Source organism: Atopobiaceae bacterium (genome assembly GCA_022483015.1).
Taxonomy (GTDB): domain Bacteria; phylum Actinomycetota; class Coriobacteriia; order Coriobacteriales; family Atopobiaceae; genus JALCUE01.
In genome coordinates, this window is record JAKVOB010000001.1 from 460933 (window position 1) to 483244 (window position 22312).

Consider the following 22312-nt stretch of genomic DNA (forward strand, 5'->3'; position numbering starts at 1 on the left):
GGCAGGCGTTCGAGAAGTCGTCCCAGGCCTTGGTGCCCGAGATGTCCACAGTGGCAGGATCGGCGAGCGTGTCAGTGATGGTGCCGCCAGCGAGGGCGTGGCCGTCGCCCGAATAGGCGGGTGCCTTGTAGCTCGTGGCCTGTGCCCTGCGTGACGTAGTAGGAGATGCTCGTGCCGTCGGAGGCGTACTGAGGCAACCCAGTGTAGGTGACGCTCCAGGTGTTGTTCCCGTTGTCGACCACGTTGGGCGTAGCTGTGACCTCCGTGCCACCCGGCGTGTACAGGTGCAGGGATGCGAGATAGGCCGCATCGTCAGGCCGCTTGCCCTCGGCATCGGAGTTGTCGATCCACTTCGTGGTGACCGAGAAGGTCCCGCTGTCGTGGCGGTCCGTGAGCCTGTTGGTGATGGTGCCGCCGTTCGCCACGGTCGCCCCGCCACCGCTGAACGTGGGTGCGTCGTAGCCCGTGACCTGCGACTGGGAGAGCAGGTAGGAGATGGCCGTGCCGCCGGCCGTATGGGTCGCCAGGTTGTCATAGCTCACGGTGAAGGTGTTGTCCCCGTTGTCGACCACGGTGGGCACCGCAGAGGACGCAGCTCCGTCGGCCGTGAGCGTGAGGGACGCCTTCAGCTCGTCGACCGTCGGGCGGACCTTGCCGACGTTGGAGAAGTCGTCCCAGGCGATGGTGGCCGAGAAGATCCCACTGTCGTGGCGGTCCGTGAGCCTGTTGGTGATGGTGCCGCCGTTCGCCACGGTCGCCCCGCCACCGCTGAACGTGGGTGCGTCGTAGCCCGTGACCTGCGACTGGGAGAGCAGGTAGGAGATGGCCGTGCCGCCGGCCGTATGGGTCGCCAGGTTGTCATAGCTCACCGTGTAGGTGTTGTCACCGTTGTCGACCACGGTGGGCACCGCGGCTGACGCGGCACCATCGGCCGTGAAGGTGAGCGACGCCCTGATCTGGTCGGCCGTGGGACGGACCTTGTCGACGTTGGAGAAGTCGTCCCAGCTGATGGTCGCCGAGAAGGTCCCGCTGTCGTGGCGGTCCGTGAGCCTGTTGGTGATGGTGCCGCCGTCCGCCACGGTCGCCCCGCCACCGCTGAACGTGGGTGCGTCGTAATCAGTGACCTGAGACTGGGAGAGCAGGTAGGAGATGGTGGTGCCGTCTGCCGCGTAGGTCGGGAGTCCCGCGTAGCTCACGGTGAAGGTGTTGTCACCGTTGTCGACCACGGTGGGCACCGCGGAGGACCCCACGCCGTCGGCCGTGAGCGTGAGGGACGCCTTGATCTGATCCGTCGTGGGACGGACCTTGCCGACGTCGGAGAAGTCGTCCCAGGAGATGGTGGCCGAGAAGGTCCCGCTGTCGTGGCGGTCCGTGAGCCTGTTGGTGATGGTGCCGCCGTTCGCCACGGTCGCCCCGCCACCGCTGAACGTGGGTGCGTCGTAGCCCGTGACCTGGCCCTGCGTGAGCGCGTAGACCACGGTAGAACCATCGGCGTTGTACGTCGCCAGGTTGTCATAGGTCACGGTGAAGGTGTTGTCACCGTTGTCGACCACGCTGGGAACCGCGGCAGATGTCCCACCGTCGGCCGTGAGCGTGAGCGACGCCTTGATCTGCGCCGTCGTGGGACGGACCTTGTCGACGTCGGAGAAGTCGTCCCAGGAGATGGTCGCCGAGAAGGTCCCACTGTCGTGGCGGTCCGTGAGCCTGTTGGTGATGGTGCCACCGTTGCCGGCGCTGGCCTTGCCGGTGCCGTAGTCAGGTGCGTCGTAGCCCGTGGCCCGCGTCTCGGTCACCGTCCAGCTGAGCTCCTTGCCGCTCTCGTCATACTTGGGCAGGCCGGTGTAGGTCCAGGTCCAGGTGTTGCCGGTCGTGTTGGTCCACACCGGCTCGTAGCCCGTCGTGGCGGCGGTGCCGTCGTTCGCGAGCGTCAGGGTCACCGAGGCAGGCCTTGTCTTGGCGGCGTTGGAGAAGTCGTCCCAGGCCTTGGTGCCCGAGATGTCCACAGTGGCAGGATCGGCGAGCGCGTCAGTGATGGTGCCGCCATCGAGGGCGTGGCCGTCGCCCGAATAGGCGGGTGCCTTGTAGCTCGTGGCCGTTCCCTGCGTGACGTAGTAGGAGATGCTCGTGCCGTCGGAGGCGTACTGAGGCAACCCAGTGTAGGTGACGCTCCAGGTGTTGTTCCCGTTGTCGACCACGTTGGGCGTAGCTGTGACCTCCGTGCCACCCGGCGTGTACAGGTGCAGGGATGCGAGATAGGCCGCATCGTCAGGCCGCTTGCCCTCGGCATCGGAGTTGTCGATCCACTTCGTGGTGACCGAGAAGGTCCCACTGTCGTGGCGGTCCGTGAGCCTGTTGGTGATGGTGCCGCCGTTCGCCACGGTCGCCCCGCCACCGCTGAACGTGGGTGCGTCGTAGCCCGTGACCTGCGACTGGGAGAGCAGGTAGGAGATGGCCGTGCCGCCGGCCGTATGGGTCGCCAGGTTGTCATAGCTCACGGTGAAGGTGTTGTCCCCGTTGTCGACCACGGTGGGCACCGCAGAGGACGCAGCTCCGTCGGCCGTGAGCGTGAGGGACGCCTTCAGCTCGTCGACCGTCGGGCGGACCTTGCCGACGTTGGAGAAGTCGTCCCAGGCGATGGTGGCCGAGAAGATCCCACTGTCGTGGCGGTCCGTGAGCCTGTTGGTGATGGTGCCGCCGTTCGCCACGGTCGCCCCGCCACCGCTGAACGTGGGTGCGTCGTAGCCCGTGACCTGCGACTGGGAGAGCAGGTAGGAGATGGCCGTGCCGCCGGCCGTATGGGTCGCCAGGTTGTCATAGCTCACCGTGTAGGTGTTGTCACCGTTGTCGACCACGGTGGGCACCGCGGCTGACGCGGCACCATCGGCCGTGAAGGTGAGCGACGCCCTGATCTGGTCGGCCGTGGGACGGACCTTGTCGACGTTGGAGAAGTCGTCCCAGCTGATGGTCGCCGAGAAGGTCCCGCTGTCGTGGCGGTCCGTGAGCCTGTTGGTGATGGTGCCGCCGTCCGCCACGGTCGCCCCGCCACCGCTGAACGTGGGTGCGTCGTAATCAGTGACCTGAGACTGGGAGAGCAGGTAGGAGATGGTGGTGCCGTCTGCCGCGTAGGTCGGGAGTCCCGCGTAGCTCACGGTGAAGGTGTTGTCACCGTTGTCGACCACGGTGGGCACCGCGGAGGACCCCACGCCGTCGGCCGTGAGCGTGAGGGACGCCTTGATCTGATCCGTCGTGGGACGGACCTTGCCGACGTCGGAGAAGTCGTCCCAGGAGATGGTGGCCGAGAAGGTCCCGCTGTCGTGGCGGTCCGTGAGCCTGTTGGTGATGGTGCCGCCGTTCGCCACGGTCGCCCCGCCACCGCTGAACGTGGGTGCGTCGTAGCCCGTGACCTGGCCCTGCGTGAGCGCGTAGACCACGGTAGAACCATCGGCGTTGTACGTCGCCAGGTTGTCATAGGTCACGGTGAAGGTGTTGTCACCGTTGTCGACCACGCTGGGAACCGCGGCAGATGTCCCACCGTCGGCCGTGAGCGTGAGCGACGCCTTGATCTGCGCCGTCGTGGGACGGACCTTGTCGACGTCGGAGAAGTCGTCCCAGGAGATGGTCGCCGAGAAGGTCCCACTGTCGTGGCGGTCCGTGAGCCTGTTGGTGATGGTGCCACCGTTGCCGGCGCTGGCCTTGCCGGTGCCGTAGTCAGGTGCGTCGTAGCCCGTGGCCCGCGTCTCGGTCACCGTCCAGCTGAGCTCCTTGCCGCTCTCGTCATACTTGGGCAGGCCGGTGTAGGTCCAGGTCCAGGTGTTGCCGGTCGTGTTGGTCCACACCGGCTCGTAGCCCGTCGTGGCGGCGGTGCCGTCGTTCGCGAGCGTCAGGGTCACGCTCGAGGGCCTGGTCTTGGCGGCGTTAGAGAAGTCGTCCCAGACCTTGGTGCCCGAGATGTCCACAGTGGTGGGATCCGCCAGCGTGTTGGTGATGGTGCCGCCGGCCAGGGCATGGCCGTCACCCGAGTAGGCGGGCGCCTTGTAGCCGGCGGACGTGCCCTGCGTGACGTAGTAGGAGATGGTCGAGCCGTCTGAGGTGTACTGGGGCAGGCCCGTGTAGGTGACGCTCCAGGTGTTGTTGGCGTTCTTCACCACGGTCGGCGTGGCCGTGACCCCCGTGCCGTCCGACGTGTACAGGTGCAGGGACGCGAGGTAGGTCGCATCGTCAGGTCGCGTCTTCTCCGCATTGGAGTTGTCGACCCACGCCGTGGTGACCGAGATATCGGTCGAACCAACCTTGAACGTGTTGGCGAAGGTGGGGGCGGTGATGGCGTCGCCGGCCTTCGTATAGGTGACCTTGGTGGAGAGCGCACCCGTGGTCTGGTCGGCGCTCACGACGACCGTGGCCTTGAGCGTATCACCGTCATACGTCCAGCCACCGGCCGAGCCCTTGGTCTCCGTGATGTCATAGGCGTAGGTGCCAGCCTCGTTGTACGTGATCGCGTCGAACGTGGCCGTGGTCAGGCCCTTGGCAGTGGCAGTAGTCCTCTTGGGCATCGGTGCGTCGGACGTCGTCGCGTCAGCCGCAATGGAGAACGTGAAGTCGGGGGCCGTCATGACCGTATCGCTGCCATCAGCCAACGTCTTGGTGACGCCGGGCGTCCACGTGGTGGACTGATAGGTGTTGGTGAAGGTCACGGACTCGTCGGTGGTGACGGTACCCGTGGCCTCACGGCCGGTCACGCTCGCATAGTTATAGTCGAGGTACAGATACCACTGACCCATCTTGGGTGCATAGGCAGCATTGTTCGCGAGGACCCACATGCTGCCGGCGGTGAGGCCGAGCGTTCCGTCCGCGTTGACGGTGGTCGTGTAGAAGGAATCCGGGACTTTTGTTTCGTCAGGATCGCTGCCGGGATTCGGATTAGCCTGAACCGCGCTGGCCTTCTTGAGCACGGCCGTCGAGCCGGTCGGTATGGCCGGAATGTCCGAAATGGTGGCCGTTCCCCCGCCTGGCAGATAGGCCGTGATTGCCGTGGGCCAGGTGTAATAGCCATCCACCGCCGTGGCCGTGTAGCCGTTGTTGCGTAGAACGATGGATCGGTCGCGCTGGTTCGTGGTCGACCAGCCGGTACCGGAATCGGCCTCGGTCACGGTGTAGGTGCTGCCATAGGGCAGGCCTTCGATGGTGAACTCCTGGTCACCCGTCACGCCGGAGACGGTCGCCTTACCGACGGGATTGCCGGACGCGTCAACGGCCTCGACGAACGTGAGCGTACCGGTGCCGCCAGCGGGCTTGATGTATGAATAGTCGCCCGTGAGCGCATTGCCGTCCTTATCCTTCATAAGGATGTCGAACGAGAAGGTCGTACCATCTGGTGCCGTGTTGCCCTTCACCGTCTTGGCGATGGTGAGGTTGGCCTTTGCAGGGGTCTCGTTGGTGTAGCTGACGGTCGTATCGGCGGAGAGCGTACCCGACGCAGCCGTGCCGTCATGGGAGGGCGTCTCGTCCTCGATGGAACTCATCCAGGAGGTTGACCACTTGCCCGCCAGGGACTGGGTATCACCCGCCAGCGTCCAGGTCTCCTCGTCCACCGACCAGACCGTGCCTGACGGCAGATCCTTAATCGTAACCGTGTTACCGGAGGCGACGCCGGAGATAGCAGCCTTGCCGTTGACATCCAACGTGATGGTTCCCGAGCCTGTCTGAGCGCCCGTGGAGTCCTTGGTCGCGTAGGCATAGGTACCCGTGAGGGGATTGCCAGCCCCATCGAGCAGGCCCACCGAGAAGTTGAACGTGGCCCCGGTCAGATCGCTGCCCTTGGCCGTCTTGGAGATCGAGAGGTCATGGCTGTTATAGGTGTTGGTGTAGGCGACCGACTCGTCCGTGGTGAGGGTGCCCGTGGAGATGGCACCATTCTCGCCCGCGTCGTCACCGATCACCGGATAGTTGTAGTCCACGTAGAGGTAGTACTGGCCAAGGACCGCCTTGTAACTGTTGTTGAACATGAGAGACCACATCGCTGTTGCCTCGAGGTCGATACCACCAGTACCGTTCAAGGAGGCCGTGTAGATCTTCTTCGTCAGGCCGGAGGAGTCGCCATCGGTCGCCGGGTTGGGACTGACGTTGGCACCAGCAGCCTTGAGGCACTTGATCTCCGAACCGGTCGGGATGGTAGGGATGTCAGCAATGGTTCCTGTGGAACCCGTCGTCGTACCGTCGATGTAATAGGTGACAGGGCTTGGCCAGGTGCAGAAGCCATCGGCTGCCGTGGCCGTATAGGAGTTCGCGCGGATCACGATGCCGCGGTCGCGCTGGTTGGTGGTCGTCCAGTTTGAGGATGGGTTGGCTGTGGTTCCAGGATCATTCTCGGTCACGGTATAGGTGCTGCCGTAGGGCAGGCCCGAGATGGTGAACTCCTGATCGCTCGTCACACCAGAGACGGTGGCCGTGCCAGTCGTGCCAAAGTCGAGCGTGCCGGTCTTGCCATCTGTTCCAACGTAGGGATATGTGCCCGTGACAGGATTGCCCTTCCCATCTTTGAGCACGATACCGAACGAGAAGGTCGAGCCCTTGGGCACCGGCCCATCTGTGGTCTTGGAGACGGTAAGGCTGCACGTGGCGGGACTGGTGTTGGTGTAGCTGACGGTCGTGTCGGCCGCAAGCGTGCCCGTGGAGGCGGTGCCATCGTGCGTTGGCGTCTTGTCCTCGGTGGAGTTCGTCCATCCGGTTGACCAGGTGCCCGCGAGCGAGGACGTAACGGGGCCAAGCGTCCACGATGCCTCGTCCACGGACCAGGTCGAGCCGGCCGGCAGGTCCTTGATCGTGACGGTTGCCCCGTTGCCGATGGCGGGAAGGGTGGCCTCGCCACTCGCATCGAGAGTAATCGTGCCAGTGCTGCCTGTCGACGTGGTGTAGCTATAGGTGCCCGCCAACGGGTTGCCCTGCGCATTGGTCAAGCCCACGGTGAAGTTGAACGTCGCGTCGGTCGGTGCGCCAGTCCCGGCCGTCGTCTTGCTGATGGTGAGGTCGTGCGTCTCGTTCACGTTGGTGTAGGTGACACCCTCGTCCATGGTGAGGGTGCCTGTGGCCTCTCGACCAGTGACGACGGGATAGTTGTAGTCCACATAGACGTATAGCCTGCCGCCGAGGACCGGCGCGTAGATGGCGTTCTTGAAGAGCTTGTAGCCATCACCGGCCGTGATCTTTATTCCGGAGCCATCCTGGTCCGCCGTGAAGAAGCTGGCCGTGTTGCCCGTACCATCCGTGGCAGGGTTGGGATTGGCGCCCTGCGCCATCTGCTTCACGACCACGAGTGAGCCATCGGGAACGGTCGGCAGGTCAGTGATGGTGGCAGTCTTCCCCTCGGAGTCATCCGCCGGAGGCAGGTAGCTGACGATCGAGGTGGGCCATGTGTTGTAGCCATCCACCGCCTGGTTGGTGTAGGTGTTGCTGCGAATCACGACCGAGCGCTGACGTTGGTTGGTGGTGGTCCAGCCAGTGCCGGGGTCGACCTCGGTCACGGTGTAGTTCGTGCCGTATGGCAGGTCGAGGACCTTGACCGACTCGCCATCCTTCACGCCAGAGATAGTCCCCTCGCCCGTGCTGCCGAACACGACCTCGCCAGATGATCCGTCGGACTTCGTGTAGGAGAACGTCTTCGCGATCGGGTTGCCCGATGCGTCCTTGATCGCGATGTTGAACGAGAAGGTCGTGCCGCTCGCCGCCCCCATGACCGTCTTGCTGATGGTGAGGTCACACTGAGCCGGGTCCGTGTTGGTATAGGAGACGGTCGTGTCCTTGCTCAGCGTACCGGAGCTGGCTGTACTGTCGTGCGTGGGCGTCTTGTCCTCGATGGAGCTCGTCCAGGTGGTGGACCAGTTGCCCACGAGCGTCTTCTCCTCGGTCCCAACCCAATAGCTCGTCTCCTCGATCGCCCACTTGCAGCCCTCGGGGATGTTCTCGAAGACGACCATGTCGTTCGCCGCGATGCCAGAGACCGTGGCGGTCCCGTCCGAGCCGAGGGTGGTCGAGGCTTCGATCCCGTTCACCATATAGTTCAGGGTGCCTGCAAGGGCTGCGTCGCCTGGGGTGGTGAAGCCGACCTTGAAGGTGAAGGTCGTACCGTCCTGGATCCCCGTCTGGCTCGTGGCCGCCTTCCTGAGCGTGAGGTCGTGCGTGGTGACGGCGTCCTTGGTGGCCCACACGGCATAGACCTTGTTGTCGGTCCCCGACGCAGCCACATTGCCGTAGCTGGTGACGACCCCGGCGGCCTGTATCTCGTCATAGGAGGTGCAGAGGCCACTCGGCGTCTTGGACCAGCCCACGAGCACGTAGCTCTCACCCGCGGCGCTGGTGGCCGTGAGATTGGCGTCGGAGACGTCGGTCAGGTCGGCGTCCTCGGTGGTCATGAAGTAGTTGTCATAGACACCGGTGGTCGGGTTGAGACCGGTGTCGGGAACGTCTCCGGCACCCGTGGAGCCCGTGGGATAGTTCGCGTCATACCAGATCGGGTAAGCCGCGGAGAATGAGATGTCATCGAGCAGGTTGCCACCAGTATCCGATTCACCCGAAACACTCAGAAAGGAGAGACGCGTCGCAACCTGACCATCAGGCACCACATAGGTACCCGTATAGGTCTCCCACTGCTTGGCATGATCGCGATCGGCCGTATTGCTCACCTTCGTGCCGAAGATGGTCCCCACCATGCCCGCCGCATCCCCGTTGCCATTGACGGTGGCACGCGTCGCGGCCTGAGCCGTACCGCTCTCGCTCACACTACCAAGCAGCACTGATGCCGTGTCAACATGGCTGGTATTGAGCGACGCATGTCTGAGCGACCATTTATAGACGGCCCCTGGCGTGGTAGCCACATCCTGGTAGATGGAAGTGGCGGCCTGCGAGCAGACGAGCTCGGCATAGTGGTTAGAGGTGCCACTCTCGACCTGTACCTCCACGGCACCCGCACGGTTGATGCCCGAATTGATGGTCTGTGTGGATGACCAACCAAAGCTGCCAAGCTGCCAGCCATCGATGTCATACCAGGCCTGCGAGGCATAGTACTGTCCGAGAGCCGGATCGATCATGGTCCAGTCGCCCATCTTCGACATGTCAGTCTTCGCCGGGTACTCGAAGTCGGAGTTCACCACGTGGTCCTCGAGGGCCTGGGCCGAGGTCGCACCACAGGTGACGGCCATGGTCGCGGCCGCGAGGAACGCGGTGATTCTCGGCAGGAACTTCGACCTGGTGGATGTGTGGCTCATGGCGGAGGCCTCTCTGCTGCGCGGCACATTGCTACGACTGATGTGCATTACGTGAATAGTACCGCAATCAACTGCGGTTTCAAAGAGTTTTATGGATGTTCGCACAAGTCTGAATGGACAGCCCACGGGCACCGCACATGCCCGACATGCAGCAAGAGGCCGGGCCGAGAAGCTCTTCGCTTCCCGGCCCGGCCGGACTAGCATCCGTACCTGTGCTTCCTAAGCGACCCTACGCGTCGGCGTACATCGCCTTGAGCTTGAGCAGGTGCTGGTAGCGGTCCATGGCGTTGTCCTCGTTGCGCTCGAAGAGCTCGGTGGCGCGGTCGGGGAACTCGCGGGTCAGACGGCTGTAGCGGGCCTCGTTCATCAGGAACTCCTGGTAGCCACCTGCGGGCTCCTTGGAGTCGAGCGTGAACTTCTTGCCCTCCTCGGCCTCCGGGTTGAACCGGAAGAGGTTCCAGTAGCCGCAGTCCACGGCGCGCTTCATCTCGGCCTGGCAGTTCTTCATGCCACCCTTGATGGAGTGCATCTCGCAGGGGCTGTAGCCGATGATCAGCGAGGGACCGTCGTAGGCCTCGGCCTCGTGGATGGCCTTGAGCGTCTGGGCAGCGTTCGCGCCCATGGCGACCTGTGCCACGTAGACGTAGCCGTAGGTCATCTCGATCTCGGCGAGGGACTTCTTCTTGGTCTCCTTGCCGGCTGCCGCGAACTGTGCGACCTGGCCGATGTTGGAAGCCTTGGAAGCCTGGCCGCCCGTGTTGGAGTAGACCTCGGTGTCGAAGACGAAGACGTTGACGTTGTTGTTCGACGCCAGGACGTGGTCGAGTCCGCCGAAGCCGATGTCGTAGGACCAGCCGTCGCCGCCGAAGATCCAGAAGCTCTTCTTCGAGAGGTAGCTCTTGTTGGCGAGGATCTCCTTGGAGATGTCGTCGTTGGCCTTCTCGAGCTCGGCCACATAGGCATCGGCCGTGGTCTTGCTGGCCTCGGTGTCGTCCTTCGCGTCAAGCCATGCCTGCGCGGCAGCCTTGAGCCCAGCGCTTGCCGAGTCAGCAGCGAGGAGCTCGTTGGTCTTGTCGACGAGGTTGTTCTGGACGGCCGTGTAGCCAAGGTAGAGACCCAGGCCGTGCTCGGCGTTGTCCTCGAACAGCGAGTTGTTCCATGCGGGGCCGTGGCCATCCTTGTTGGTGGTGTACGGCGAGATGGACGCGGGGTTGCCCCAGATCGAGGAGCAGCCGGTTGCGTTGGAGATGAACATGCGCTCGCCGCAGACCTGGGTGACCAGGCGTGCGTAGCTGGTCTCGGCGCAGCCTGCGCAGGAGCCGGAGAACTCAAGCAGCGGCTGCTTGAACTGGCTGCCCTTGACGTTGGAGGCAACGAGCTCGGGCTTGTTGGAGACCTTGGCGACGCAGTAGTCGAAGGTGTCCTGCTCGGGCAGCTCGCCCTCGGTCGGAACCATCGTGAGCGCGCCCTTGGGGCAGGTGCTGGTGCAGACGGAGCAGCCCATGCAGTCCAGCGGCGAGATCGCCATCGTGAACTTCATGCCCTTGGCCTTGGGGCCCATGGCATCGAGGGTACGCGTGGTGGCAGGTGCCGCCGCGGCCTCCTCGGGCGTGAGGGCGAACGGACGGATCGTGGCGTGAGGGCACACATAGGCGCACTGGTTGCACTGGATGCACTTGGTCTCGTCCCAGTGCGGCACCATGACGGCGACGCCGCGCTTCTCGTAGGCGGACGCACCGAGCTCCCACTGGCCGTCGACGTGGTCCATGAAGGCGGACACCGGCAGGCGGTCGCCGTCCATGTTGTCGATCGGGTCCATGATGTCCTTGACCTGCTTGACGAGGGCCGCGGGGCCGGCAAGCGGTGCAGGCGTGACGTCGTCGGTGGCGTCAGCCCAGCTGGCCGGGACCTCGACCTGCTTGAAGGCGGTGGCGCCGGCATCGATGGCCTTGTGGTTCATGTCGACGATGTTCTGCCCCTTCTTGAGGTAGGAGTGCGTCGCGGCGTCCTTCATGTACTGGATGGCCTCTTCCTGCGGAAGGACCTTGGCCAGCGCGAAGAAGGCGGACTGGAGCACCGTGTTGGTGCGCTTGCCCATGCCGACCTTGGCAGCGATGTCGATGGCGTCGATCGTGTAGAGCTTGATGTCGTTCTTGGCGATGTAACGCTTGGCCTCGGCGTTGAGGTGCTCCTCAAGGCCGGCGAGGTCCCACTGGCAGTTGATCATGAACGTGCCGCCAGGCTTGACGTCCTGGACCATGCGGAACCCCTTGGTGATGTAGCTGGGGTTGTGGCAGGCCACGAAGTCGGCCTTGGTGATGTAGTAGGGGCTGCGGATGGGCGAGTCACCGAAGCGCAGGTGGCTGACCGTGACGCCGCCGGTCTTCTTCGAGTCGTACTGGAAGTAGGCCTGGACGTACTTGTCGGTGTGGTCGCCGATGATCTTGATCGAGTTCTTGTTGGCGCCCACCGTGCCGTCGCCGCCGAGACCCCAGAACTTGCACTCGATGGTGCCAGGGGCTGCGGTGTTGGGGGTGTCGGCCTCCTCGGGCAGGGACAGGTTGGTGACATCGTCGACGATGCCGACCGTGAACTCCTGCTTGGGGTCGTCCTTCTCGAGCTCCTTGTAGATCGCGAAGGCCGACGAGGGGGGCGTGTCCTTGGAACCGAGGCCGTAGCGGCCACCGGTGACCTTGAGGTCGGAGCGGCCGGCCTCGTAGAGTGCGGAGACGACGTCCTCATAGAGGGGCTCGCCGACGGTGCCCGGCTCCTTGGTGCGGTCGAGGACGGCGATCTTCTTGACGGTCGCGGGAAGTGCCGCGACGAAGTCCTTGATGGAGAAGGGCCTGTAGAGGCGGACCTTCACGAGGCCGACCTTCTCGCCGTGGGCGTTGAGGTAGTCGATGACCTCCTCGAGGGTGTCGCAGAACGAGCCCATGCAGATGACCACGCGGTCCGCGTCGGCGGCACCGTAGTAGTCGAAGAGGTGGTAGCTCGTGCCGAGCTTGGCGTTGACCTTGTCCATGTAGCCCTGGACGATGGCCGGCAGCGCGTCATAGGTGCTGTTGCAGGCCTCGCGGTTCTGGAAGTAGACGTCGCCGTTCTCGTGGGAGCCACGGGCGTGCGGATGCTCGGGGTTGAGCGCGTGGTCGCGGAACGCCTGGACGGCGTCCATGTCGACCATGTCAGCGAGGTCGTCGTAGTCCCACACGGCGACCTTCTGGATCTCATGCGAGGTGCGGAAGCCGTCGAAGAAGTTCAGGAACGGCACCTTGCCCTCGATGGCAGCGAGGTGGGCCACCGGGGAGAGGTCCATGACCTCCTGGACGTTGCCCTCGCCGAGCATGGCGAAGCCGGTCTGGCGGCAGGCCATGATGTCGGAGTGGTCGCCGAAGATGTTGAGCGACTGCGTGGCCACGGAGCGGGCGCTCACGTGGAACACGGCCGGGAGCTGCTCGGCGGCGATCTTGTACATGTTCGGGATCATGAGGAGCAGGCCCTGCGATGCGGTGTAGGTGCTCGTGAGGGCACCTGCGCCGAGGGAGCCGTGCACGGTGCCGGAAGCGCCGCCCTCGGACTCCATCTCCTCGACCTTGACCGTGGAGCCGAAGATGTTCTTGCGGCCCGCAGCTGCCCACTGGTCGACATAGTCGGCCATGGGGCTGGACGGCGTGATCGGGTAGATGCCCGCCACCTCGGTAAACGCGTACGACACATGTGCCGCGGCGGTGTTACCGTCCATGGACTTGAATTTCCTCGCCATATCCTCTCCTTCTGCACCTTGCGGGCGCGCTGGCGTGCCAGCACGACCGCAACCTTGTTGCCGGGCCATGATCGCCCGGGTCTCTACGACTTCTGCGTCCGGGCCGATGCCCTGGGGGCATTAGGCACGGACGGAGTTAGCGTACTCCCGGCAGACGAGCGCGGACGGACGAACGCCGGACGCATCGCACAACGGTTGGGATTATCCCGCAAACGGGGGCAAAGTAATCTGGCGGTTTGTTAGTAAACTGGTTTACTACTGCAGTTTCAGGTAGAGTGACGCGGAGCGTCACAAGGACGACACGGCAGCGGCCGAGAAGGACGGGCGGCAGCCAGGCGGGGAGGGGCCGGGCGGCTGCCAGTTCCGAGCAGGAGGGCGTGGGTCACCGTCACCAGGCAACACGCCGGCGGGGCCGGGTTGCCTGCCCGAAACGACCCGCGCGCCCCTCTCGAAAGCCCTTGTGGGTCACCATCGCCAGGCAACACGCCGGCGGGGCCGGGTTGCCTGCCCGAAACGACCCGCGCGTCCCTCTCGGCATGCGTCGCTACCCATGGATGCGCGTACCCGACTCGCCACGCATCGTCTCGGGGGCACGCTCCAGCGCGCCGATGATGCACTCGCGCCCACGACGGCTGCGACAGAACTTGATGGCCGCACGCACCTTGGGCTCCATCGAGCCGGCGCCGAACTGCCCGTCGTCGGCCAGGCGCTCGGCCTCGTCGGCGGTGAGCTCGTCGAGCTCACGCTGGTCAGGACGGCCGAAGTTCACGCACACCCGCTCGACGGCCGTGAGCAGGAAGAGCACGTCGGCCTCGCAGTCCTCGGCCAGGAGCTCCCCCGCCATGTCCTTGTCGATCACAGCGGCCACGCCCTTGTAGGTGCCGTGGTCTGCCGCATCGCGTACCACAGGAATGCCACCGCCCCCGCAGGCGATGACGATGAACTCGTTGTCGAGCAGGTTCAGGATCGACTCGGCCTCGACGATCTTGCAGGGCGTGGGGCTCGCGACCACGCGACGCCATCCGCGGCCGGAGTCCTCCACGAAGGTCATGTCGGGATGCGCGGCCTTCTCGGCGTCCGCCGCCTCCTTGCTCATGAAGGCCCCGATGGGCTTGGTGGGGTGGGCAAAGCTCGGGTCGTCGGGGTCGACCTCGATCTGGGTCACGACGGTGGCCACGTGCCAGCGCTTGTAGCGGCGGTGCATCTCGCCGCCCAGTCCCTGCTGCAGGTGATAGCCGATGTAGCCCTGGCTCATGGCCCCGCACTCGGGCAGGTCCATGGGAGGGATGGTCGCATCGGCATCGTGCGCCTCGGCGAAGGCCTTCTGGATCATGCCCACCTGCGGGCCGTTGCCATGGGTGATGATGATCTCGTTACCCTCCTCGATGAGGCCGAGAAGGGCAGGCGTGCACGTGCGGATGTTGGCGACCTGCTCGGCCGGGGTCGACCCGAGGGCGTTGCCGCCGAGGGCCACGACCACGCGGTCCGGCCTGTCGAAGTGACTCATGGGAACTCCTTTCGAGGACGACGGAGACAGGCATGTGGTCCTGTGGTATTGGTGAGCGTGCCCGACCTGGCCGCCACAGCCCCGATACTAGACGAGAGGCCATACGGCAGCATCGACTACAAAGGGGACGGCATGGAGGAGCAGGCAGACGGCAGGATGACGCTTCGCGGAATCTCGGAGAGCGACTACCCCGCGCTGCTCGACCTCATGAGGTCCACCTGGTACGACGACATGGAGCCGGCGGCAGGGCGCGCCCGTGCGGCCGACGAGCTGCTCTCGTACCTCGAGCGGCAGACCTTCTCGTGCGTCGCCGTGCGCAAGGGTGCCACGTCCGAGAAGGACCTCCTCCTCGGATGCGTCCTCGCCCAGCACGGCACGCCCGACCCGCGGTCGGCGGGTGCCTGGGGCGAGCGGCATCATGGCCTCGGGCACCCAGACCGCACCGGCATCTATGCCGAGGAGATGGCGGCCCTTGCCTCGATGCTCGACGAGGTCGGGATGTCCCCCGACGACACCGTGCTTCTCCTCATGGTGGGCCCGGCAGCGCGCGGACTCGGGCTTGGCCGGACCTTGCTCAGGGCGGCTGCCGACTACCTGCGCGACCAGGGCGCATCCGCGCTCCACCTGGTGACGGACACCACCTGTGACTGGGCCTTCTACGACCATCTGGGCCTCACGCGCCTCGCGGAGCGCACGGCCAAGCGGCCCCTGGCGGACCAGGACATGCCCGACGCCTACTACCTGTACGGCTACGACCTGTAGGACGTAGGCCGTGCCGCCGCGTCCTCTCCCCTACTCGTCCAGATAGTGCATCCTGTTGGCCGGGAACGTCAGGCGCACGCGGGTGCCCTCGCCCACGGTCGAGGCAAGGGTTATCCCCAGCCCCATCTTGTCGCAGAGCCTGCGCACGAGCCAGAGGCCGATGCCGGTGGACCTGCCCTGGTCGGCCCTACGGCCGTTCTCGCCCACGAAGCCCTTGTCGAAGACGCGGCCCACGTCGCTGGCCGGGATCCCTATGCCGTTGTCAGCCAGCACGAGCACCACGCGCTCGTCGGCCGTGCCCCCGTCGAGACGCTCGGCCGAGAAGGACACCTCGGGCTCGCGGCCATCGACCTCGGACCTCGCCCGGTACTTGACGGAGTTGTCCAGCAGCTGACCCAGGATGAAGCCGACCCACTTGGCATCGGCGAGCACCGGCTGGTCCACGCCCTCCATCGAGACATGCACGCCGTCCTCGATGAGGGCATGCGCCCGTGACTTCACGGCGTCGCCCACGAGCTCCGACAGGTCGCAGGCACGTATGGCGTAGTCACGCTCGAGGCTGTTCGAGCGGGCGACGTAGAGCGCCTGCTCCACATAGGCATCGATGCGGTCGAGCTCGTGGGCCAGCGAGGCGGAGTCGGGACCGGGATGGTTGTCGACGATGAGGTGCGCCGCGGCGATGGGCGTCTTGACCTCGTGGACCCACGTCTCTATGTAGGAGCGGTGCTCCTCGGCCAGGCGCTGGGCATCGGCCACCTCGTCGCGCGCGGTCTGTGACACGGCATCGAGCGCGCGGGCGCTCACCCGTCCCGTCGAGAAGCGCGGCTCCTCGACGAGCGCCGCGGCATCGAGGGCGTTCCCCGGGCGCGTGGGCGCGGAGGCCCTACCGTGGCCCCGGGGCTCGAGCTCCCCTCGGGCGGCCTCGTCAGCCCGGACCACCCCCTCGAGCTGGCGCCAGAACCGCACCTGCCGACCATAGTCGACGCCCAGCGCGAGCACCCCGAAGAGGACCATGATCACGAGCACGAGCTCGCGGACGCCGCTCACCAGCCCCACGCCGCCCAGCACGAGCCACACCATGGCGGCGGCAGCGCAGAAGAGCACCAGCGTGGCCACATGGTCGCGAAGGTAGCGAAGCAGCCACATGGCGCGCCGCCCTAGACCGAGTAGCCCTGGCCACGATGCGTGACCAGGTAGTCCTCGACGCCGATGGAGGCGAGCGTCGAGCGGAGGCGGTTGACGTTCACCGTGAGGGTGTTGTCGTCGATGAAGGCATCGGAGTTCCAGAGCTCGCACATGATCGTCTCGCGCGAGACGATGGTACCCGCGTGTCGCATGAGGAATGCCAGGATGCGCAGCTCGTTCTTGGTGAGCTCGACCGTGCGGCCGTTCGCCTCGGCACACGAGCGCGCCAGGTCGACCGAGAGCCCCTTGTGCTCGATGACCTGGCCGGTGAGGTCCCCCGAGGCACGCCTCAGCAGCGCCTCGATCCGGGCGAGGAGCACGTGCGTGCTGTAGGGCTTGGCCACGAAGTCGTCGGCACCCATGTTCATGCACATGACCTCGTCGATCTCGCCGACGCGGCTCGTGACCACGATGATGGGCACGGCCGAGCGGGAACGCACCTCGCGGCAGACCACCGTGCCGTCCACCATGGGGAGGTTGAGGTCGAGGAGGACCAGGTCAGGGTCGGCCGCGAGCACCTGCGCGGGAACGTCCTCGAACGAAGTGGGCGCCACGACCTCGTAGCCGTTGCGCTCGAGCATGGCCTTGAGCTCGGTACGGATGGACTCGTCGTCCTCGACGGTGACGATGCGCGGCACGGCGCTACCTCCTCCCGTCCTTGCACGCCTCGAGCAGGCGCTCATAGGAATCGGAGAGCTTTGATGCGAGCGGCATGTCCTCCGCGTTCGAGCCTTGGGGCAGCACGACGCCGAACTCGTCCGAGACGAGGAATGCCTCGTCAGCGGCCTCGGTCAGACCCACGAGGGCGTCATGGGCCAAGGGGAGCGGCTCACGGTCGAAGGGGAGGCCGACGGTCGCCGCAAGGTCACGGAGCAGCGACGTCGTGGCCGAGAACGTGTTGCCCTCGGGGGCGAGCGCGCGGAGCCCCCCGTCGCTCACGAGCCAAAGCGTCTCGGGTGCCACCCCGGTACCGGACGCCTCCAGCGATGCGGCGACGGCGCGGTCGAGAAGGGCATCGAGGGTCGTGTCCTCGAGGGGCTCATAGGGGCCGACCGTCATCGCGGCATGCTCGTCCTCGTCGACGAGCAGCATGAGCACGCCGTCAGGGTGCTCGGCGGCACCCGTGTCGAGCGTCCACTCGATGTGCTGCTTGGCCCAGTTGACAAGGTTTCGCGAGAGACGCCTGCCGCCGATGGTACGGGCACCCAGCGCACGCAGGTGTCGGTTCGCCATGGGGAGGTTCCTGCCGGCAAGGCGCCAGCGGCAGATCACGGCCGGCGAGCCGAGGGAGAAGTTCCCGAACTCGGAGACCCCCGCCGGCCTGGCACCCGCCGGGCCCTTTCCTGAGCTGTTCTTCATGTCTCCCACGTCGCGCCTAGTGACGGAAGTGGCGGACGCCGGTGAACACCATGGCGATGCCATGCTCGTCCGCCGCGGCGATCGACTCGTCGTCACGCTTGGAGCCACCGGGCTGGATGATGGCGGTGACGCCACGGGCCGCGAGGGTGTCGAGGTCGTCGCGGAACGGGAAGAAGGCGTCGGAGGCGGCCACGAGGTTCTCGGGCGAGACCCCCATGCGCTCGCAGGCGGCCTTCGCGCGGTCGCCGGCAAGCATGGCGGAGTCCACGCGGTTGGGCTGGCCGGGACCCATGCCGATGCCGGCATGGTCCTTGGCGACGAGGATGGCGTTGCTCTTCACGGCCTTGCAGACCTTCCACGCGAAGAGGAGGTCGTCCATCTCGGCGGACGTGGGCTGACGCTTGGTGGGGACGGTGAAGGTGTCGGGGTCCTCGTCGACGTGGTCGACGTCCTGGACCAGGAGCCCACCGTCGACGGTACGCATCTCACGGGCCGCCGGGGCGTCGACGCCGCCCGTGGCGAGCACGCGCAGGTTGGTGCGGCGCGAGAGGCGCTCCATGGCCTCGGGCGAGAAGGACGGCGCGATGATGACCTCGACGAACTGCTTGTTGACGTCAGCGAAGTGCTCGCAGAGGTCCAGCGGCACCTCACGGTTGCAGGCGATGATGCCACCGAAGGCGGAGACCGGGTCGCAGGCGTAGGCACGGTCGTAGGCCGTGGTGACGTCCTCGGCCGTGGCACTTCCACAAGGGTTCTGGTGCTTCAGGATGATGCAGGCCGGCTCGTCGAACTCGCGCACGGCCGCCCAGGCGGCGTCGGTGTCGAGCAGGTTGTTGTACGAGAGCGGCTTGCCCTGGAGCTGCGTGGCCGCGGCAAGGCTGTGGGGCGTGGCCGCAGGGTCACGGTAGAAGGCGGCGGACTGGTGGGGGTTCTCGCCATAGCGCAGGTCCTGCTGCTTGGTGAACGAGAGGGTGAGGCGCTCGGGGAAGATCGGCTCGTCATCAGCGGCATCGGCCGAGGTGGCATCGAGCTGGCCGGCGAGGTAGCCCGCGATCGCGCCGTCGTAGGAGGACGTGGTCTGGAAGACCTTGAGGGCGAGGCGACGACGGGTGGCCAGGGTGGTGGCACCGTCGTGGGAGCACATCTCCTCGAGGACGAGGTCATAGTCCGCCGGGTTGCTCACGACGGTCACGAACTGGTTGTTCTTGGCAGCGCTGCGGAGCATGGAGGGGCCGCCGATGTCGATGTGCTCGATGGCGTCGTCGAAGGTGACGTCCGGCTTGGCGATGGTCTTCTCGAACTCGTAGAGGTTCACGCAGACGAGGTCGATCATGCCGATGCCGTTGGCCTCGGCGTCAGCCATGTGCTGCGGGTCGTCGCGACGGGCGAGCAGGCCGCCATGGACCTTGGGGTGCAGTGTCTTGACACGGCCGCCCATCATCTCGGGGAAGCCCGTGTACTGCTCGATGGGGACCACGTGCACGCCAGCGTCCTCGAGGACCTTGGCCGTGCCTCCCGTTGAGATCACCTCGACGCCGAACTCGTTCTCGAGGGCCTGCACGAACTCGACGACCCCGGTCTTGTCGGTGACCGAGACGAGCGCGCGCCTGATGGGGGACTCTGCCATGGATGCTCCTTCGACGATGCCGGACGCGGGCACCTACGCGCTCGCGCATGCACGTATACGATACCTCACCCGAGGACGGGAGACGTGGAGGCGTGGGGGATGTCGAGAGGGGCCTGCCGCGACAGGCGGGCGCTAGAAGGCCCCGCCGCCACCGCCACCGCCGAAGCCGCCGCCACCGCCGCCCGAGAACCCGCCGCCACCGCCGCCACCCGAGCTCATCGAGGAGCTGGCGAGTGCCGCGGTCGAGACGGAATGGGCCGACTCGAAGCTCTGGCCGAGAAGGTCGGCAGGGCGGCCGAGACCACCGTAGCCCAGGTAGTACCAGCCATAGACCGGCATGAGGCCAGGGTCTGCGAGGACCTCGGGAGCGGCCACCTTGAGCTGGTCGATGACCTTGTCGGCCACGCCCAGCACCACGGCCATCACGAGCAGGCGGTCCCAGAGGACCACGTCGGTCGGCACGGCCTCCTTGAGCAGCGTGAACTCGCAGAGCCACTTCTTGAGGGCGGCCATCTTTGCCTTGATCTCGATGGCCTCGCGGGAGAGGTCCTCCATGCTTCCGGACGAGACGAGGCCGAAGCCTCCGGCCGCCGCGAGCGCGAGGCAGGCCACGAGGGCCACGATGGTGGTCGCGAGCGAGCCTCCGCTGAAGATGCCCATGAAGATGAGTCCCACGAAGGCGGAGACGGCCACCACGATCTCGACCATCGAGAGGATGCCGAGCCCCATCGCCCCCGTCTTGCTGTCGTCGGTGAACAGGCCGCGCGCCTCGGCGGCCCCCTTGATGGTGTCCTGCCACTCGGTCAGGGACTCGTTGTAGGACTCGGGGTGCTTCTTGGCGATCTTCTTGATCTGCGAGAAGTCGAGCGTGGCGTCGCCCTCTGCCTCGTCCTTGGACATCATGTCGCGCAGGAACGCCACCGTGGCCTTGTCGCACGGGTCATCGAGCGCATCGGCGCGCGCGGCCTGGAGCGTGAGGCGGTAGTCCTCCTTGGGGCGCTTCTCGCGCTCGACCTTCTCGAGGCCCAGCGCGTCCTTGTCGGTGAGGCTCATGAGCGCCGCCGTGAAGTCGTCGTCCGGGACGGTCCCACCGTTCCAGAGCACGCCCAGGACGCATGGGTGGTCGGCCGAGGGGACGTCGCGGAAGTAGGGGTCCGAGAACTGCGGCGCATGCGCGGCCGCATAGCGGCGCTTGACGCGGAACACGTTGAGGAAGCCGAGGACGGCACCGGCGAGCACGATGCCGATGACGCCATAGAGCATGACCTGGGCGCGCGTGCGCTGGGCGTTGGCGTCGTCGGCCCACTGCTGCTCCTCCGACAGGATCGAGTCGAGCTTGGAGGTGGTGCCGGGCGTCATGGCCGAGAGCCAGGAGACCGGGAAGGTGATGCGGGCCTCGGCATAGTCGCTGCTGCCGACTCCGGGGTTATGGAAGACGACGTCGTTTCCCGAGAAGGACACCGTGCCGTCGAGCGGGCCATGGCCCCAGGCGCGGACGTTGTCTCCACCCGTGACGGTGGCACCCGCCGCGACCGGAAGGTGGACCGTGCAGGTCACGTCCTCGGACTCAACGGCCCAGCCGTCGCTGACGTACTTCCAGTAGAGCTCGCCGGTGTCGGCCCAGGCGCTCGTGACGCCCGAGATGGTGTAGGTCATGCGAAAGGTGGTGACCTCGTCCTCCTGCGGCGAGAAGATCTTGGCCTCCGTGACCGAGGTCCCGGAGTCGGTGGTGGTCTCACGTGCGGTGAAGACGCCGTCGTCGCCCTTCGAGGCCGACGAGGCCTGCTTGAAGGCAGAGAACCGCCCGTCCACGACCTCGCCCATGGAGGTCACGTCCACGGTGACGTCGCGGTCGTCGTAGGAGCCGTCGGGGATGTCCCAGTAGACGCCGTTGAAGCTGCCCGAGAAGTCGAAGGTGCGGTCCTCGACCACGGTGATGGTGCCGTCCGTGGCCACGGTGGCGTCGATGTCGACCTTGGTGATGGAGTAGTCGTCATCGGCGCGGGCGCTGGTGGGGGCCAGCACGAGCACGAGCGCGCATGCCACGAGGGCCGCGAGCATGACGCGTGCAGGCATGGGGATCCGATGCGCACGTGAGGTGGTGAGGTTCGTTGCCATGTGCTTCTCCTCGGTTGACGGCATTGCCCCCATCATACCCGAGGCAGGATGGCCCGGAGGTGGCATCAGGCTGGTGCGTCGCCCTTGACCGCCTGGACAGCGACCGTGATGCACGGGGTATAAACCCGCACGACGCACTCGACCACCGAACGCCCGCCCACGCGGGGAAGGGAGCTGTCCCATGGCACTCGACACCAAGGTCGCCGACCTCATGAACACCCAGGTCAACAAGGAGCTCTACTCGGCCTACCTCTACCTCACCTTTGCCGACTACTACGAGGGCCGCGGCCTCAAGGGCTACGCCAACTGGTACATGATCCAGGTGCAGGAGGAGGTCGCGCACGCCAAGGTCCTGCGGCGCTACCTGCTCGACAACGACGTCGACGTCAGGATGCTCGCCATCGACCAGCCCGACAAGGACTTCGCCTCCGACAAGGACCCGCTGGTCGCCGGCCTCGAGCACGAGAGGTACGTCACGAGCCTCATCAACGGCTGCTACGCCGCGGCCTTCGAGGTGCACGACTTCCGCACGATGCAGCTCCTCGACTGGTTCGTGAAGGAGCAGGGCGAGGAGGAGGCCAACGCGAGCGACCTCATCAAGAGCTACGAGCTCTTCGGAGGGGACGCCAAGGGCCTCTATGCCCTCGACCGCGAGTATGCGGCACGCACCTTCGTCCCGCCGACGATGCCGATGTAGGGCCCGTTGGCTCACCCGTAAGGCCACCGACGCAGGG

Annotated in this window: 10 protein-coding genes; 2 read left to right on the forward strand and 8 right to left on the reverse strand. The window is 65.8% G+C overall.

Annotated features, from left to right (window positions below):
• Positions 1 to 71 precede the first annotated feature (71 nt).
• From LKE50_02020 to LKE50_02030, 3 genes are all read right to left on the reverse strand, one after another.
• Positions 72 to 9257 (reverse strand): Cna B-type domain-containing protein, encoded by a 9186-nt coding sequence (locus LKE50_02020; protein MCH3967405.1) that lies wholly within the window; start codon positions 9255 to 9257, stop codon positions 72 to 74.
• Positions 9258 to 9486: 229 nt separating this feature from the next.
• Positions 9487 to 13020 (reverse strand): pyruvate:ferredoxin (flavodoxin) oxidoreductase, encoded by a 3534-nt coding sequence (gene nifJ / locus LKE50_02025; protein MCH3967406.1) that lies wholly within the window; start codon positions 13018 to 13020, stop codon positions 9487 to 9489.
• Positions 13021 to 13564: 544 nt separating this feature from the next.
• Positions 13565 to 14527 carry a carbamate kinase gene (locus tag LKE50_02030; protein ID MCH3967407.1) on the reverse strand — a complete coding sequence of 321 codons (963 nt, stop codon included), beginning with the start codon at positions 14525 to 14527 and terminating at the stop codon, positions 13565 to 13567.
• 132 nt (positions 14528 to 14659) lie between these two features.
• On the opposite strand from LKE50_02030, the gene LKE50_02035 reads away from it, so the two are divergent.
• Positions 14660 to 15289, forward strand: coding sequence for a GNAT family N-acetyltransferase (locus tag LKE50_02035; GenBank protein ID MCH3967408.1), 630 nt, complete (start codon positions 14660 to 14662; stop codon positions 15287 to 15289).
• Positions 15290 to 15319: 30 nt separating this feature from the next.
• Here LKE50_02035 and LKE50_02040 read toward each other — a convergent pair whose 3' ends face one another.
• The 5 genes from LKE50_02040 to LKE50_02060 all read right to left on the reverse strand — a co-directional run bounded on the left by LKE50_02040 (position 15320) and on the right by LKE50_02060 (position 21578).
• A complete protein-coding gene (locus LKE50_02040; GenBank protein ID MCH3967409.1) occupies positions 15320 to 16435 on the reverse strand; it encodes a sensor histidine kinase in 1116 nt (371 codons plus the stop codon).
• Between the two features lie 11 nt (positions 16436 to 16446).
• The gene (locus tag LKE50_02045) at positions 16447 to 17112 is read right to left on the reverse strand and encodes a response regulator transcription factor (protein MCH3967410.1); all 666 of its coding nucleotides are present in this window, start codon (positions 17110 to 17112) and stop codon (positions 16447 to 16449) included.
• Positions 17113 to 17116: 4 nt separating this feature from the next.
• The gene (locus LKE50_02050) at positions 17117 to 17833 is read right to left on the reverse strand and encodes a hypothetical protein (protein MCH3967411.1); all 717 of its coding nucleotides are present in this window, start codon (positions 17831 to 17833) and stop codon (positions 17117 to 17119) included.
• Between the two features lie 16 nt (positions 17834 to 17849).
• Positions 17850 to 19460: a bifunctional phosphoribosylaminoimidazolecarboxamide formyltransferase/IMP cyclohydrolase gene (gene purH, locus LKE50_02055; GenBank protein ID MCH3967412.1), complete on the reverse strand. Its 1611-nt coding sequence runs from the start codon at positions 19458 to 19460 to the stop codon at positions 17850 to 17852.
• 132 nt (positions 19461 to 19592) lie between these two features.
• Positions 19593 to 21578: a DUF2207 domain-containing protein gene (locus LKE50_02060; protein MCH3967413.1), complete on the reverse strand. Its 1986-nt coding sequence runs from the start codon at positions 21576 to 21578 to the stop codon at positions 19593 to 19595.
• 181 nt (positions 21579 to 21759) lie between these two features.
• Here LKE50_02060 and LKE50_02065 point away from each other — a divergent pair, with 181 nt between their 5' ends.
• On the forward strand, positions 21760 to 22275 hold the full coding sequence (locus tag LKE50_02065; protein ID MCH3967414.1) for a ferritin: 516 nt from the start codon (positions 21760 to 21762) through the stop codon (positions 22273 to 22275).
• Positions 22276 to 22312 lie beyond the last annotated feature (37 nt).

What these genes read in the sequence shown, in the direction of transcription:
- purH (MCH3967412.1), bottom strand. Translation starts at nt 19,460, where the DNA reads ATGGCAGAGTCCCCCATCAGGCGCGCGCTCGTCTCGGTCACCGACAAG.
- nifJ (MCH3967406.1), bottom strand. Translation starts at nt 13,020, where the DNA reads ATGGCGAGGAAATTCAAGTCCATGGACGGTAACACCGCCGCGGCACAT.
- LKE50_02065 (MCH3967414.1), top strand. Translation starts at nt 21,760, where the DNA reads ATGGCACTCGACACCAAGGTCGCCGACCTCATGAACACCCAGGTCAAC.
- LKE50_02060 (MCH3967413.1), bottom strand. Translation starts at nt 21,578, where the DNA reads ATGGCAACGAACCTCACCACCTCACGTGCGCATCGGATCCCCATGCCT.
- LKE50_02035 (MCH3967408.1), top strand. Translation starts at nt 14,660, where the DNA reads ATGGAGGAGCAGGCAGACGGCAGGATGACGCTTCGCGGAATCTCGGAG.
- LKE50_02030 (MCH3967407.1), bottom strand. Translation starts at nt 14,527, where the DNA reads ATGAGTCACTTCGACAGGCCGGACCGCGTGGTCGTGGCCCTCGGCGGC.
- LKE50_02050 (MCH3967411.1), bottom strand. Translation starts at nt 17,833, where the DNA reads ATGAAGAACAGCTCAGGAAAGGGCCCGGCGGGTGCCAGGCCGGCGGGG.
- LKE50_02040 (MCH3967409.1), bottom strand. Translation starts at nt 16,435, where the DNA reads ATGTGGCTGCTTCGCTACCTTCGCGACCATGTGGCCACGCTGGTGCTC.
- LKE50_02020 (MCH3967405.1), bottom strand. Translation starts at nt 9,257, where the DNA reads ATGAGCCACACATCCACCAGGTCGAAGTTCCTGCCGAGAATCACCGCG.